Raw genomic sequence first — 14,151 nt, forward strand, 5'->3', positions numbered from 1 at the left:
TGCTCAGCTTAAGAAGGCAAAGGGATCCCCCTCCCCCAGAAAATGCATGAGCTGATAGGCCGTCGGCATGCTGACCTTGCCTTTCGCCAGGATCTCTCTGACTCTTTTTCGATCGGCCAGAATCACCTCGATTTCCTCGCTGTCCTCCTCATGCGCTGTATCAGGCAGGCCATAGGCGTAGCCGTAGACGATCCCGTTGTTCTCGTCCGTCATACCAATCGTTGTGAAGCGAGCCTTCTCAAAGATGGGATCGACATCCAGTATATCCAGCTTCAGTCCGGTCTCCTCGAAGGTCTCCCGAGCCGCGGCCTGGCGCATGTCCTCTCCCGGATCGACCAGGCCGGCGGGCAATTCATAGACAAAAGAGTCCACTGCCGCCCGGTACTGACGGACCATCACAACCCGAAGATCCGCGGATTCGCGAAGGCTCTGACAGGCCGCCTCATCTTTTGAGTCGAAGGCTTCTTCTCCCGCATAAAGGGCATAGACGATCACCGCGTCCGCATCCTTTTTTTGCGACTTCATCTTCAAATCTTCCACCCGTCCGGCACGGGAGGCCAGCTGGTAGCGCATGGGAGCGCCAGTCTTCTTCTCTCCCTCCAGAATATACATGTTCAGGAACTTCTCATCCGTAATCTTATGGATCCGCCTGATCGTAGCCATCCTTCCTCCTCTGTCTCCATCAAACTGATCAAGAGTAAATTCGCTCCAGAGCAGCGAAGATCCTATCCATCGACGCCCGCCCCAAAGCAAACCCGTTCTCTACTCTCTGTCCCCGTCAGGGGCGCTCCGCTCTCCTATAATTATGACCTATCTCCATTTACTACTCTTTGTCTCCGCCATGGGCGTCCCCTTTTCCATAACTCTCTTGAATCGCCTTCACCACTTCCTCAAAGCCCATGAAATGTGACGCCTTGACTAAAACGGTATCACCCTCCTTGAGCCGGCCAAGGAGATCCGCCAGCAATGCGTCCCGATCGGGACAGGCATAGATTTCCATCGGCTTCTCGCGCCGATGGACACCTTCCCCTTCCCCAGCAAAGAAAGCTCCTTCCTCCCTCCTGTTCAAAGAGGCATCACTGGCCCCTCTTGCGATCTCCCGGCCCAGAGCGCCTGCGGCATAGAGCATATCTATCCCTTCCTCTGCCGCTCTTTCCCCGAGTTCGTAGTGCATAGCGGGGGCATTTTCTCCCAGCTCCCCCATATCTCCCAGGACGGCGATCCTGCGTCCCTTTGCCCTTGCCAGAACCGCAAGAGAGGCCCGCATCGAAGAGGGGTTGGCATTGTAGCAGTCATCAATCAGCGTCAGCCCGCCCAGATGCAGAAAATGAGCCCTGCCGGAAATGGTGCTGGCCGTCTCCATCCCCGCCTTGATCTCATCCAAATCAAGTCCCAGGCTCTGTCCGACAGCTGCAGCCGCCAGCGCGTTGTAGACATTGTGCTCACCGGGAATGGGAATGACTGCCTCAAAATCCCCTTCGGGTGTAATGAAGGAGGCTGACACCCCATCCATGCCCAGGGCCGACAGATTCTCGGCTCGATAGGTCTCCCTGGCCAGGCGCTCCTGGTCCGTATAGGCGGCGCTCATATCAAAACAGCCGTCAGCCAGACCGTCTCGATCCTTAGCCTTAGCCAGATGCTCCGCGATCTGCCCATTCAGCCGGGCCAGCTTGTCTTTATCCTTCTCCCTGGCAGCCGCGGAGGAATCTACTCCCAGACCATAAAAGATAATTCTGGCGCCGCCTGCCCTGCGGATACAGTTGAGATGGTCATCATCGCCGTTTAAAATAACGCTTGCCCCGTCCGCCAGATAGTCAAAAACTTCCGTCTTAGAGGCCAGGATCCCGTCTCTGGTCTTCATGAATTCCAGATGCGCCTCGCCGATATTCGTAATAACGACAATATTTGGACGGGCAACGGCGGCCAGGGCGGACATCTGCCCGAAGTTATCAATTCCCATCTCCACAACGGCGACCTGGTGATGGTCGCGAATCTTCAAGACTGTCATGGGCATGCCGATCTCATTGTTGAAATTCCCCTCCGTCTTAAGAACAGAGTAGTGCTGACTTAATACAGAGGCTACCATCTCCTTGGTTGAGGTCTTTCCCACACTGCCGATGATACCCACCAGGGGAAGCTTCAACTGCCGGCGATAATACGCGGCAATGTCCATCAGGGCTCTCTGCGAGCTCTCCACACGGATACAGGGGCCGACGGGATCCGTCATCAAATCCTCTTCCGAGAGGGAACAGGCTGCCCCCTGCTCGAAGGCCTGGGGAATGAAGCGATGGGCGTCTACCTTCTCGCCGACAAAGGGGATAAAGAGAAAATCTCTCTCCACCTGCCGGTTGTCTGTGACCACTCCGGCAATGGTCAGCCGCTCATAGTCGGCCTTCACACGGCCGTTTGCGTAAGGCTCTTCAGCCGGAAAGATCAGCTCTCCTCCACAGGCAGCCGCAATATTTGCCAGGGTCATGTTCTTCATCTTACTCTCCCCTCTCTGATCCATCCTGTCTTAACTTCTCCTATTCTGCACAAAAAACCCTCTGTCCGCAATGGTACAGAGGGTTTGGAATCTGATTCGGTCTCATTTTATTTCTGATATTTTTTGAGGGAGATGCGAATGATCTCCTCACACAGGTCATCATAGGACATGCCCAGAACCGCCTCCTCCTGGGGGAGCAGAGAAGTCGGTGTCATGCCCGGAAGGGTATTGGCCTCCAGACAGAAGATGCGGCCGGATTCATCCAGGAGAAAATCCTGTCGGGAATACGTCGTCAGTCCCAGCGCCTTGCAGACATCTGCGGCATACTTCTGCATGAGCCTGCTTGTCTCCTGGGGCAGGTCCGCGGGGCAGGTCTCAACCGCGGATCCCGCCGCGTACTTGTTTTTGAAGTCATAGAATCCCCGGATGGGAGCGATCTCTATCACGGGAAGAACCTGATCCTCCATGACGCCGACAGAGAACTCCCTGCCCTTGATATACTCCTCAATGACAACCTCGTCCTCCCAGTAGAAGGCCTCATCCAGGGCCTCCTCAAGCCGACCGGGGTCCTCGACAATTGTGACTCCCACAGAAGATCCTCCGCAGGCGGGCTTGACCACACAGGGATAGTGAATCTTTGCCTTCTTAGCCGCGTCCTGACGTTCCTCTTTCTCTAATGTGATTCCGCTGGGCGTCGGTATCCCATAGGCTGTAAAGAAGGTCTTGGCCACTCCCTTATCCATGGCAATGGCACAGGGCAGATAAGAATTCCCTGTATATTGAATGCCAAAGAGGTCAAACGCAGCCTGTACTTTTCCGTTCTCTCCATCGGCCCCATGCAGAGCCATGAAGACGATATCGGCCGCCTGACAGATCGCGATCACATTAGGGCCGAAGAAGGTCTTGGACTGATCCTTACGCCCGGCACGGATGGCCGCAATATCCGGCGCTGTTTTTGGGATATCCTCCACCTTGACAGAGGCCTCCTCCGCCCGGTCGAAGATGTCGCTGATATCGCACTCCGCGTCCCGATAGCCCATGAAGACGTCCAAAAGCAGAACCTGATGTCCCTTGCGGCGAAGAGCCCTTGCCACCATATCCCCGGACTTGAAAGACACATCCCGCTCGGTACTTAAGCCACCTGCCAGAACAACAATCTTCATCTCTAACGCTCCTTCATATCCGAGAACCGGTGCGAAAAGCTCCCGCGGCATTGCATCCGCAGGACTCAAATGTCTGGTCAAGTGTACTTCATACAGGGCAAAACCGCAAGGATCCTGTCACAGTATGGCGATTCCGAGACCTGTCACAGAATGGCGATCCCGAGAGGTCTCTGCATAATCCGCTGTTCTTCCAGCTCGTCCACCTTGCGGCCGGGCAGAAGCGTGCAGATTCCGTGGATGGATCGCCGATCTCGCTGATATCCCTCCTCATCTCCCATCGCCCGCAGGATCTCCATATGCGTGCGCAAAAGTCTTGCCAGAAGCAGAGCGCTCCCATCCCTCCGCATATTAGAGATTGCCTCATTGACGTAAATGAGGGCAAACTCATAGATCTGCCTCGAGGCATAGCAGAGAGCCAGATTGTTCTGAGCGACCGCCAGCAATCTGCGCAGGGGAACCTGATTGCGGCTTCTCTCCTTGATCACTGTCATAACGCCGCCCAGAAGATGGGCCGCCTTCCTGCCTTCCCCTCCATAGAGATAGACCAGACCAAGAATATTCAACAGATGAATCTCCAGGCGATCCGGCCCCATGGCCGGGATGGAGGCCATGGGATCGAAGTCCCTGCGGGTGATCGCCATCGCCTGTAATGCCGCCTGCTCCAGTCTGTGATAGAAGCGGATCTGTTCCGCGTCAATCGCATTGTTCTCCTTCAGAAAACGCTGATGTATCCCATATCTTTCTTCTCCCTCCGCCAGCTTTTTACTTCTATGATATCTGTCAAAGGAGACCGTTACATTATCCCATTGCCTTGCAGCCTCCGACGCCTTCTCCGCCTTCATCGTCCCCCTACCCGGGAAGAAGTTCTCGCCCCGGGCCTGAATCATCTGGCGCTTCTCCTTGATCATCTCCAGAAGCCCCAGCAGTTCCAGGTACTGTCTTGCGGCCAGATCATCGTGCTGTGCCAGCTGCTCTAAGATCCAGAGCCAGTCCGGGTCTTCCTCCAGGATCCCAAGCTCAAGCAGCCGATAGAGTCTCTGCTTGATCTGCTCGGTCAGATACTCCTCCGTATTCGAGCAGGACCAGCAGAACTCGATGGGCAAACCCAGTCGGTCCAGAATCTGCATCAAGAGGCGAAATCCGGGCATCTGCTCTCCTGTCTCAATGCGGGACATGGTGCTGCAGGAGCAGAGCCCCTCGCACAATCGGGTCTGGGAAATACCAAGTTCCTCTCTTCTTTGCCGGATCAGTCCCCCGATCTGATCCTGGTTGCACGTAAAACCAGGCCTGGCATAGGCCGGGCCTCTCATCTTTGTCATAACATACCTCCCCTTAACAAACAGTTCTTACGATTTGCCTCGCGAATTTTTATTCTCCCCCAAAGACAACGAGACGCGACTTTTCCATCTGTCTGCTGCCATGAATAAAAATCTGCCTGATTTGATTTTATCATCCAAAAAAGCCCGCCGTTCATGACATCCCATGCAATCGCGGGAGGCCTTTGGGGCGGGCTTTTCATGATTCATAGCTGTTGGAATGCCTACGGCGCAGCCTTGTCATAATTTATGACGATAGAATGCTTGCGACGCGCAGTCCATGATTTTCAAAATAAGTGCAATGAGAAAAGAATGGCCGCAAAGCCTGTTACTCCTCCGGCTCGATCAATCCGTAGCTTCCATTCTTTCGGCGGTAAACCACATTGACAGCATCTGTCTCCGCATTGGTGAAGACAAAGAAGGTATGCCCCAGAAGCTCCATCTGCGCGCAGGCATCTTCGGCGTACATGGGTTTTAAGTCAAACTTCTTGGTGCGGACGATCTTAATCTCTTCCTCCTCGTCCTCGTCAAAGCCCTCCTCAAAAGCGGCGTTTAACACGGCTCCCTTATGAGCCCGGTCAACCAGCTTGTGGCGATACTTGGTCAGCTGATCCTCAATTCCCTCAGAAGCCGCGTCAATGGATACATACATATCATCCGTTGTCTTCTCACAGCGGACAATACCTCCCTTGACAGGAATGGTCAGCTCAACCCTCTGTCCGGCCTTATCGACACTCATTGTCACATGCGCCAGTGTATCCTCACGAAAATATCGATCTAACTTAGAGAGCGCATCCTCCACAGCGCTCTTCAATCCATCGGTCAGTTCAATGTTGCGTCCGGTAATTGTCGTCTTCATAAAAGTTACCTCCAGTTTCTAAGGCGAGAGGACTTGTCCCCCTCATACTCTTATTATAAGCATTTGTGACCTGCCATCAAGCAATTTGCCTTAATATATTCTGATAATTACTGATCCTTTATTCATTTTATTTGATAAGTAATTGACCACCAGATCATTTATAATAGACTTATCTGTGGACATCTCATGGGCTTTATGGACTCCATGAGCTCTGTCATCCTTCATTCCCTTATCATTCCCGGAGTTAAATCAATGACATCTTCTGCTCAAACTTCTTTACATCAAAAACCGCATTTTTCCTCTGCCGTCTTTTCTGCAAGCCCCCACTCTCCCGCCCTCAACCCGCCCTGCCCGGGGTCTGCCTTTGTGACCGGCGCCTCCGGCGGAATCGGATCTGTCATAGCAAAGGCTCTGGCTCAGAGGGGCTATCAGCTGACACTCCTGGGCTATCACTCGAAGGAAGCGCTGCAAAATCTGACAGAAGAGCTGCGTTCTGCTTCTAAAAACCAGGACTCCGCTATCAGGGTCCTCCCCCTGCTCGGAGACATTGCGGATCCGGCTTTTGTAGAGGAGGCGGCCCGAAGGCATTTAGAGCAATACGGTTCCATCGACCTCATCGTCAACAACGCCGGGATCGCCCATCTGGGCCTGATCACAGATATGTCCGTCGGCGACTGGCAGCGCCTGATGGACGTCAACGTAAACGCCCTCTTTTACACCAGTAAATTTCTGGTCCCCTCCATGATCCGGGCGCAGAAGGGGCAAATCGTCAATATCTCCTCGATGTGGGGTCGGGTCGGAGCCTCCTGCGAGGTGGCCTACTCCGCCTCAAAGGGAGCCGTCAACGCTTTCACCATGGCTCTTGCCAAGGAATTAGCCCCCTCCCATATCCAGGTCAACGCCCTGGCCTGCGGCATGATTGACACCCGGATGAACGCCATGCTCTCCCAAGAAGATAAGGCTGCCATCGTCAGGGACATTCCTGCCGACCGAATGGGCACCGCCCAAGATGTCGCCCGCGCCCTGATCGCCCTTCTGGATTCCGGCGATTATCTGACCGGTCAGGTGATCGGCCTTGACGGCGGCTACATCTGAAATTACATATCGTGCAAACGCATGATTTATCCCGTAAATGTCCAGTCTGCCACGCAAGCTTTCTGTAAACTGAACCTATTCTTTACAGAGAGGAGCAGGTTCATGGGACGCAGGAAAGCAGATTCGGATTCATTCAAGTATCACGATATCACGAAGGATCCGGAGCGTCTCAGACGCGCTGCTCTTCTGGCTAAGAATCTCAATTATCTGACCCTGCGGCATCCCGTAAGCAAAAAGGAATTGGGTGATTATGTCGGCGTCCGCTACGAGACGATCACCCGCTACTATCGGGGGCAGATTCTTCCAACTCCCGAAAGGGAGGCCAGATTAGCCGCTTTCTTTGGCGTCAGTCCCGCAGACCTCTACTTAGCAGACCACATCATTCCTGCAGAACTGCGCGAGACTGATCCCGATACGCTGCGCGACGCGCTGGATCAACATCTGACCCGCTATTATCAGCTTTCCCCCTCTTCACGAAAGCAGGTAGATCTGCTGACAGAGGATCTCTACTGGCAGGATCGTATCAATCAGCTCTCTCAGCCGTCCGATAAGGGGCTTAAAGATTACAGCGGGGTAGACAGCTGATTTCCTTCCGTAAATTTCCGCCAGGCAAATGATTGCGGGTCAATCGTGACACATCCCGATGTCTGATCTTATAATATATATGATATATGCAGCTTCAAAAGTATTTTCCCAAAGGATCTTCTTACCAGTGGGACATAGGCTTTTGATACCTGCTGCATCTCAATATTCTTAGTCCTGACAGAGAGGGGAATTTCATATGGTTAAACACGTTATTTTGTGGACACTGAAAGATGAATACAACACAGCCAGAAAGACCGAGATCAAACGGAGAATCAAAGAAGGACTGGAAAGTCTGGCCGGACAGATCCCCGGACTGGTGAAAATCACGGTTCATACCAATGGCCTTGAAACCTCCAACGCGGACCTCATGCTGGATGCCAGCTTTGACAGTTTTGAACATCTGAAGGGTTACTCTATTCACCCCGCCCACGTAGCAGTCGCCGACGGTATCGTTCGGCCCTATACCGCTTCCAGAGTTTGTCTGGATTTCAAGGTCTGACCATCAACCTGAAACCAGTGGATTACTACGATTCTGCTCTGTTTTATCCAAATTTCTCAACAGAAAGTCCGGATCGACTCCGTCTTCGGTGGGATTCCTTAATACCGAAAATTGTCTTTCTCTCACTGATGTCCTAGATAAACTCATCAAAATAGAATATCTGATGTCGTTTTATACCTCTTATGGTATAATTTATCGACCTGATCCATCGAATTTCCAAAGAAAAGGAGGCCATAATGAGCCGAATTGGCGACTATGTAAAGGAAAACCGACGCAGACTCGGCATCACCCAGGAGGAGTTCGCCGTCCGTTCCGGACTGGGTCTTCGCTTTGTGAGAGAGTTAGAGCAGGGCAAGAAGACCGTCCGCATGGACAAGGTCAACCAGGCCCTGCAGATGTTTGGAATGGAGGCCGTCCCCGGTCCCATATCGCAGACACATGAAGCATCCTCAGTGGGCAGCGTCCCCTCTGCCAAAAAGGATAAGAAAACAGAAAAGCCGTCGTCCCTTCCCGATCGATCCGAGGAGGAGGAAGATATCTGGCTTCTTTAAGTCACTTTCCTCAAGTCAGCTTACGCAAGTCAGTTTCCCCAAGTCAGTTTCCGCGTTTCTCTTCCCAGAAGATGTCTGGGCGCAAACATCAGCAATGCGAGACGCACGCCGCCGGACGCAAAAAGAAAGGCTGATGCGCACAGGCTTTTATGATCCAGCCAGTGCGTATCAGCCTTTACAGGTCAACGATTAAAACCGCCGTGTACCGAACGGTACGCAGGGTGGTCTGAGAGGGCGGGGATTACTCACCACCTTGATCCAGATCCCTTCGAAGAATCGCATATCCCATGCCGCCCAGGATCTGATCACTGCAGCCCTCCTGCATCAGGAGTTCTCCCCCCTGCAGATCAGCGCTGATATCAAATTCTTCTGCGCTGTTGTTCAGGCAGATGATCAGTTCTTCCTCTTCATCGGAACGGGAGAACATGTACAGGCCCGCTTCGTTCTTGCGAACCAGCCTGAACTTCCCATATGTGAGAACCGGATTCTGCTTTCGCAGAGCGATCAGACGCCTGAAGAAATCGCTGTAGCCCAGTCCCGCTCTCTCCCAGGGCATCGGTCCGCGAAGAGCGGACTCCGTATCCCCGCCCATTCCAAGCTCATCTCCATAGAAGACGCAGGGAATCCCAGGAGATGTAAACAGGAATACTTCCGCCAGCTTGAATCTGTTCTCATCCCCCTGGCAGTCTGACAGGAAACGATTCACATCGTGGCTGTCAAGCAGGTTCAGCTGTACACGCAGACTGCTTGTGCGGTAACGCAAGAGCATTTTGGCAACCCGATCATGGAAGACTTCCGTTCCGATCTTTCCTTGTCCGAAAAAATCCAGGCAGATCCTGCGAAAGCTGTAATTCATCGTGGAGTCAAACATATCCCCGTTGAGCCAGGTTTCAGCGCTCTCCCACACTTCTCCAATCAGAACGCTCTGCGGGTTGCTTTCCCTTGACACGCGCTTAAACTCCCGCCAGAATTCCCGATCCACTTCATTGGCCACATCCAGCCGCCAGCCATCAATCCCAAACTCCTTTAGCCAGTATCGGCACACCTCCATAAAATAGGCTCTGACATCAGGATTTGACGTATTCCACTTTGGCATCTTGTGACTGTAAGCGAAACAGCTGTAGCGGGGTTTCTCTCCTCTTTTCTCTGACCTGATCACCGGATGTTCCAGACGATAAAACCAGTCCGCATATTGGGACTTCGCGCCATTTTTGACGACATCATCAAATTTGGAAAAGTACCAGCTGCAATGATTAAAAACCCCGTCAATGATAATACGCATCCCCCGACGATGCGCTTCTTTGACCAGATGACGAAAATCTTCATCTGTTCCAAGATTCGGCGAGATGTGAAAGTAATCCAGCAAATCGTATTTGTGATAGGCGCCTGCCGTAAAAATCGGATTTAAGTAGATGCAGTTAAATCCCAGCTCCTGAATATATCCAAGTTTTTCTCTGATGCTATTGATTGTCCCCCCTAATCTGCTTTCGAGCTGAATCCCCCTCTCCCAAGGCATTTTCTCCCCAGCGGCATTCATCTCCTCTTTCTCACTTACGAAACTGTCCGGAAAGATGTTATAGACAATCGCCTCCTGAAACCACCTGGGTTCCCAGCCCAGCTCCTCCCTCCGGATATAGGGATACTGATAGCAGTCGTCGCTTTCCCGGGGAGGGATCTCCTCCGTCTGTTCCGCATAGTGGTAGAGCATTTCCTCCTCGCTGATCAGCTGAAAATAATAGCAGACGCGTTCAAAGGGGGTCTCAAACGTCGCGTCAAAGTAGTCAAAGAGGCCTGCGGACATGATCTTATCCATCTGGACAGGAATGAAATGGCTCGGGTCGCTGGGCGGCACCCGATCTCCATACCAGAGAACGACCCTCTCAACATTGTTCCTGGCGGTTCTGAGCCGAATGGTCATATTCGACTCCGTGTTCGCAAAGGCATATTGGGACAGGGGAATATGTAATATGGCTTCTCGCTTAATCATTCATCTCTCTCCTGGAAAACAGGGCCTTTCTGCTCTTCGCTCTCTTGGCCCTCCGGGTGTCAACTGTCAACAACTATATCACGATATCGGCCGGCTTTTCTACTCCCAGTCCTTCCATGTCTTCGGCTGATAGCCGATCGTAGCCTGTCTGCCATTTCTGACAACAGGCATCTTCATAACCTGGGGATTCTCCAGGAGTTTATCAAAGCGATCTTCCTCAGCCAGATAGCGAAGAAGCGTCACCGTCTTCTGATCCTTTGCCCTCTCGTCGATTAAAAGCTCCAGATGGCCTCCGACGGCATTTAAGACGGACCGCAATTCTCCCCTGGAGAAGCCTTTCTCCCTGAGATCGACACTCTGGAAACGAATTCCCCTCTCCTGAAAGAAGCGCTCGGCCTTGCGGGTATCCGCGCTTTTCTTCACTCCAAAAATCTGAATATTCACCTTCTGCTCCTCCTCTTCACTCACGCAGGGGTTCAATCATCTCACAGCGAACCTTGCGATAGAAGATAATGGAAAGGGCCAGAGAAACCCCCTCCGCAATAATAAAACAGAACCATATGATATTCACATTGCCAAAAAGGGAGAGAAACCAGGCCACCGGCAGGAGGACAAACATCTGTCGTCCCAAGGAGACCACAAGGGAATAGGTGGACTTGGCAAAGGCCTGAAAGATACCTCCAAAAAGGATTCCCACTGCGGCAAGCGGGAAATGAATGGAGATGATCCGCAGAGCGACGATTCCCATGGCAGTCACCTGCGGGCTTGCGTTAAAAAGCTTGAGCAGTCCATCGGGAAAGATCCAGAAGACCAGAGTTCCGGTAACCATAATCACTGCTGCCAGCATAATACCAAAACGAAGCGTCTGCTTGATGCGGTTCTTTCGTCTGGCCCCGTAGTTATATGCGAGAATTGGAATGATTCCATTGTTAAGACCAAATACCGGCATGAAGAAGAAGGACTGCAGCTTGAAGTAAATGCCGAAGATAGTCAGTCCATTATCCCCGGCCGCGTGACCCAGGATCAAATTCATGCCCCAGGACATGACAGAGCCGACAGCCATCATGGCAACCGTGGGAATGCCCACATAGTAGATTTCGCGCACCATGGCCGCCTGCGGGCGAAAAACCCTGGCCAAAGACAGACGGAATTCACGGCAGAAATACAGGTTCAAAGAGAGTCCCACAGCAGCGGCCACGAACTGGCCGATGACAGTCGCGTAGGCTGCACCTGCAACGCCCATCTTCGAAAAGGGTCCGTGTCCGAAGATCATCATATAGTCCAGAATCGTATTGACAAGCGCGCCCGTGATCTGAGAAATCATGGACAAGTGACTGCGGCCGGTGGCCTGCAGCATGCGCTCAAAGGTCATCTGCAGAAAAAGTCCCGCGGAAAGTCCCAGGACGATATGCAGGTAGTTCTCAGCGTAAGCAATCGTCTGTGCCTGAGAGGTCTGTCCATGAACAAAAGCGGAGGTCACTGTGATCGACAGGATTAAAAAGATAAGGTAGTTGATCAGATTCAGCAGAATCCCCGTATTAGCAGACGCACCCGCCTTTTGGGGATTCTTCTCTCCGAGAGAGCGGGATAAAATTGCATTAAATCCGACGCCGGTTCCGGATCCGAATGCGATCATCAGAGTCTGCAGAGGAAAGGCCACCGTCAGAGCCGCCACACCGTAGTTGGGATCATACTGACCGATAAAGTAGGAATCTACAATATTGTAGAGCGCCTGCACCAGCATGGAGATCATAATGGGAAAGGACATCGAAACAACCAGAGGCTTAATCGCCATGGTTCCCATCTTATTTTCTTTGTATTCAGACATATGTTCTCCTCGTTACAAATTGCTATGGTTCACAGGGCAGATAAGAAAACGAGACCGCATGACTGCGGCCCCGGCTTACAGTGCAACAATACTAGCATATTTCCCCCTGCTTTTCACGGGAAAATACAGGATTCCAACCTGTCCTGCAATGGTTCAGGCCAACCAGTCGCTTCCCTTATCAGCTGCTGAATTTCCATTTTTATCACTTCACCCGGATTCCTTTTTTATCTTCTCCAGCAATTCCCTGGCCCCCGGATGCTCCTTCCTGGCAGCGAACGAGGCCCACTTTCTCGCCTTGATCAGATTCTTCTCTCCATAGCTGCCAAGGAGATAACCCTCTGCCAGCTTCATAATTGCATCCAGATCCCCTGTCGCCGCCCTGTCAAAGAGGGCGATCCAGTCGGCATTGGCCATGGTCCCCCGAAAGGTTACTTTCTTCTTCCCGGCCCGCATCCGGGCCTTCTGATTGTTGAAATATGCCATTTCTCCACCATCTTGTTCTCTCTATTTTCACTGATTCCAATCAGTGAAACCCACGCAGTCCCATTCTGCTTCAAGCTGATTCCATGATTTTGGACGTCATGCGCCCGCCTCCCATTGCCCCTGGAAAAGCGTTATTGATGATCTGCGGAATGTACGCTTGACGAATCTCTCTCTGCCCTGGTCACTTCCCGCAGGGCCGCTCTGACTTTCAGCGTAGACACTTTGGTTCCGTAAAAATCCTTCCTGGAACAGCCGGCCCTGCCACCGCCAGCGCAGGCGCAGGCACAGGCACAGGCACAGCTCCCGCCGCCTCCGCTTCCTCTTCCGTGAAAATAAGCCCTGCCACTACCCGCATTGGCATCATAGGTATCCACCAGGGTCTGCCCCCTCCCCAGAAAACGAAGGAGGACAAAGACCAGGACGGGACCGCCCAGCATAATCAGGGCCAGATAGAGATAGAGATTGCCATTGGGACGGATGCTGCTGCCATCCACAAAGCCATAGGCGTCCGGATCATAGGAGACACTGACCGTCATTTTCTCTCCCTGGTCCAAGCCTGTGCGCCCGGCATGGTAGTACTGCCTGCCGTCAATCATGAGGGTCTGCGCTTCCTGTCCATCATCTGATCGCAGAAACCCATCCGTTTGCCTGACCTTATCCGTCCCCCAGTAGATGTTCATCTCATCGACCGGCGTATCGTCAAACCAGCCGGGCGTGAAGGTATAAACTACCTTCCGGTTCTCCGAATCCTCCTGGAAAATATTGTACTGGGTCAGCTCAAAGGAGAAGTCAACAATATCTCCCGCGTAGTATTTGCCATCCAGGTCGACACGCGCATAGTCTCCTCCCTGATCACGCATATACTTGACGCTCTTGACCGTATCACTTTTGCCCTCAAAGTCTTTGGCGTGCTGATTGCCGATTCCTATCTTAACCCAGGTCAGAGGCCCCTCCGAACTGTCATCCAGGACTTTCCATTTCAGATCATAGCGAATGCGGGCGGAGCCATCCTCATTGATCGTCAGGCGAATGTCATAGCGCTGAATTTCATCCAGGGGATAGGACTTGTAGGCATAGACCCTGCCAGCGCCCTGCTCTCCTCTCGCAAGAGGAGCGCCTGTTTCCCTGCCGGAGACCCTCTGCTCTTTATCTGACCGGATTGCCTCAGTCAGAGAAATTCTTGTTCCGAAAGACAGGATCCCGGACAGTACCAAAACCATGCCCAGCAGAAAACTAGGCAGGGACAGATACCGGCCGATGAATTTATTTTTTTGCTTTCCTCTTCTCATGCGAGCGCACC

Annotated in this window: 14 protein-coding genes; 4 read left to right on the forward strand and 10 right to left on the reverse strand. The window is 52.5% G+C overall.

What is annotated here, in order from left to right; genetic code table 11:
• Window positions 1–3: 3 nt before the first annotated feature.
• From HMPREF1508_RS07605 to hpf, 5 genes are all read right to left on the reverse strand, one after another.
• Window positions 4–663 (reverse strand): NUDIX hydrolase, encoded by a 660-nt coding sequence (locus tag HMPREF1508_RS07605; RefSeq protein WP_044960950.1) that lies wholly within the window; start codon window positions 661–663, stop codon window positions 4–6.
• Window positions 664–823: 160 nt separating this feature from the next.
• Window positions 824–2,509: a UDP-N-acetylmuramoyl-tripeptide--D-alanyl-D-alanine ligase gene (locus tag HMPREF1508_RS07610; protein WP_049906938.1), complete on the reverse strand. Its 1,686-nt coding sequence runs from the start codon at window positions 2,507–2,509 to the stop codon at window positions 824–826.
• A gap of 83 nt (window positions 2,510–2,592) precedes the next feature.
• A complete protein-coding gene (locus HMPREF1508_RS07615) occupies window positions 2,593–3,648 on the reverse strand; it encodes a D-alanine--D-alanine ligase family protein (protein ID WP_044960951.1) in 1,056 nt (351 codons plus the stop codon).
• 143 nt (window positions 3,649–3,791) lie between these two features.
• Window positions 3,792–4,967, reverse strand: a complete 1,176-nt coding sequence (locus tag HMPREF1508_RS07620) for a helix-turn-helix domain-containing protein (RefSeq protein WP_044960952.1) — start codon at window positions 4,965–4,967, stop codon at window positions 3,792–3,794.
• Between the two features lie 325 nt (window positions 4,968–5,292).
• Window positions 5,293–5,823: a ribosome hibernation-promoting factor, HPF/YfiA family gene (gene hpf, locus HMPREF1508_RS07625; RefSeq protein ID WP_044960953.1), complete on the reverse strand. Its 531-nt coding sequence runs from the start codon at window positions 5,821–5,823 to the stop codon at window positions 5,293–5,295.
• A 252-nt stretch (window positions 5,824–6,075) separates the two neighbouring features.
• Here hpf and ymfI point away from each other — a divergent pair, with 252 nt between their 5' ends.
• The 4 genes from ymfI to HMPREF1508_RS10005 all read left to right on the forward strand — a co-directional run bounded on the left by ymfI (window position 6,076) and on the right by HMPREF1508_RS10005 (window position 8,553).
• A complete protein-coding gene (ymfI, locus tag HMPREF1508_RS07630) occupies window positions 6,076–6,918 on the forward strand; it encodes an elongation factor P 5-aminopentanone reductase (RefSeq protein WP_242834534.1) in 843 nt (280 codons plus the stop codon).
• 102 nt (window positions 6,919–7,020) lie between these two features.
• Window positions 7,021–7,503, forward strand: a complete 483-nt coding sequence (locus tag HMPREF1508_RS07635) for a helix-turn-helix domain-containing protein (protein ID WP_044960954.1) — start codon at window positions 7,021–7,023, stop codon at window positions 7,501–7,503.
• 196 nt (window positions 7,504–7,699) lie between these two features.
• Entirely contained in the window at window positions 7,700–8,002 is a 303-nt protein-coding gene (locus HMPREF1508_RS07640; RefSeq protein ID WP_044960955.1) for a Dabb family protein, read from the forward strand.
• 236 nt (window positions 8,003–8,238) lie between these two features.
• Window positions 8,239–8,553 carry a helix-turn-helix transcriptional regulator gene (locus tag HMPREF1508_RS10005; RefSeq protein WP_084640298.1) on the forward strand — a complete coding sequence of 105 codons (315 nt, stop codon included), beginning with the start codon at window positions 8,239–8,241 and terminating at the stop codon, window positions 8,551–8,553.
• Between the two features lie 241 nt (window positions 8,554–8,794).
• On the opposite strand, the gene HMPREF1508_RS07650 is transcribed toward HMPREF1508_RS10005, so the two are convergent.
• From HMPREF1508_RS07650 to HMPREF1508_RS07670, 5 genes are all read right to left on the reverse strand, one after another.
• A complete protein-coding gene (locus tag HMPREF1508_RS07650) occupies window positions 8,795–10,540 on the reverse strand; it encodes a glycoside hydrolase family 13 protein (RefSeq protein WP_044960956.1) in 1,746 nt (581 codons plus the stop codon).
• A gap of 99 nt (window positions 10,541–10,639) precedes the next feature.
• Window positions 10,640–10,984 carry an arsenate reductase family protein gene (locus HMPREF1508_RS07655; RefSeq protein WP_044960991.1) on the reverse strand — a complete coding sequence of 115 codons (345 nt, stop codon included), beginning with the start codon at window positions 10,982–10,984 and terminating at the stop codon, window positions 10,640–10,642.
• 16 nt (window positions 10,985–11,000) lie between these two features.
• On the reverse strand, window positions 11,001–12,368 hold the full coding sequence (locus HMPREF1508_RS07660; RefSeq protein WP_044960958.1) for an MATE family efflux transporter: 1,368 nt from the start codon (window positions 12,366–12,368) through the stop codon (window positions 11,001–11,003).
• Window positions 12,369–12,575: 207 nt separating this feature from the next.
• Window positions 12,576–12,851: a hypothetical protein gene (locus HMPREF1508_RS07665; protein ID WP_006906761.1), complete on the reverse strand. Its 276-nt coding sequence runs from the start codon at window positions 12,849–12,851 to the stop codon at window positions 12,576–12,578.
• A gap of 131 nt (window positions 12,852–12,982) precedes the next feature.
• A complete protein-coding gene (locus HMPREF1508_RS07670) occupies window positions 12,983–14,140 on the reverse strand; it encodes a hypothetical protein (protein WP_044960960.1) in 1,158 nt (385 codons plus the stop codon).
• Window positions 14,141–14,151 lie beyond the last annotated feature (11 nt).

Source organism: Shuttleworthella sp. MSX8B (genome assembly GCF_000524295.1).
Taxonomy (GTDB): domain Bacteria; phylum Bacillota; class Clostridia; order Lachnospirales; family Lachnospiraceae; genus Shuttleworthia; species Shuttleworthia satelles.

Excerpts from the sequence above, each read along its gene's own strand:
- HMPREF1508_RS07660 (WP_044960958.1), bottom strand. The coding sequence starts at position 12,368 with ATGTCTGAATACAAAGAAAATAAGATGGGAACCATGGCGATTAAGCCT.
- HMPREF1508_RS07670 (WP_044960960.1), bottom strand. The coding sequence starts at position 14,140 with ATGAGAAGAGGAAAGCAAAAAAATAAATTCATCGGCCGGTATCTGTCC.
- hpf (WP_044960953.1), bottom strand. The coding sequence starts at position 5,823 with ATGAAGACGACAATTACCGGACGCAACATTGAACTGACCGATGGATTG.
- ymfI (WP_242834534.1), top strand. The coding sequence starts at position 6,076 with ATGACATCTTCTGCTCAAACTTCTTTACATCAAAAACCGCATTTTTCC.
- HMPREF1508_RS07615 (WP_044960951.1), bottom strand. The coding sequence starts at position 3,648 with ATGAAGATTGTTGTTCTGGCAGGTGGCTTAAGTACCGAGCGGGATGTG.
- HMPREF1508_RS10005 (WP_084640298.1), top strand. The coding sequence starts at position 8,239 with ATGAGCCGAATTGGCGACTATGTAAAGGAAAACCGACGCAGACTCGGC.
- HMPREF1508_RS07650 (WP_044960956.1), bottom strand. The coding sequence starts at position 10,540 with ATGATTAAGCGAGAAGCCATATTACATATTCCCCTGTCCCAATATGCC.
- HMPREF1508_RS07665 (WP_006906761.1), bottom strand. The coding sequence starts at position 12,851 with ATGGCATATTTCAACAATCAGAAGGCCCGGATGCGGGCCGGGAAGAAG.
- HMPREF1508_RS07635 (WP_044960954.1), top strand. The coding sequence starts at position 7,021 with ATGGGACGCAGGAAAGCAGATTCGGATTCATTCAAGTATCACGATATC.
- HMPREF1508_RS07605 (WP_044960950.1), bottom strand. The coding sequence starts at position 663 with ATGGCTACGATCAGGCGGATCCATAAGATTACGGATGAGAAGTTCCTG.
- HMPREF1508_RS07640 (WP_044960955.1), top strand. The coding sequence starts at position 7,700 with ATGGTTAAACACGTTATTTTGTGGACACTGAAAGATGAATACAACACA.
- HMPREF1508_RS07620 (WP_044960952.1), bottom strand. The coding sequence starts at position 4,967 with ATGACAAAGATGAGAGGCCCGGCCTATGCCAGGCCTGGTTTTACGTGC.
- HMPREF1508_RS07610 (WP_049906938.1), bottom strand. The coding sequence starts at position 2,509 with ATGGATCAGAGAGGGGAGAGTAAGATGAAGAACATGACCCTGGCAAAT.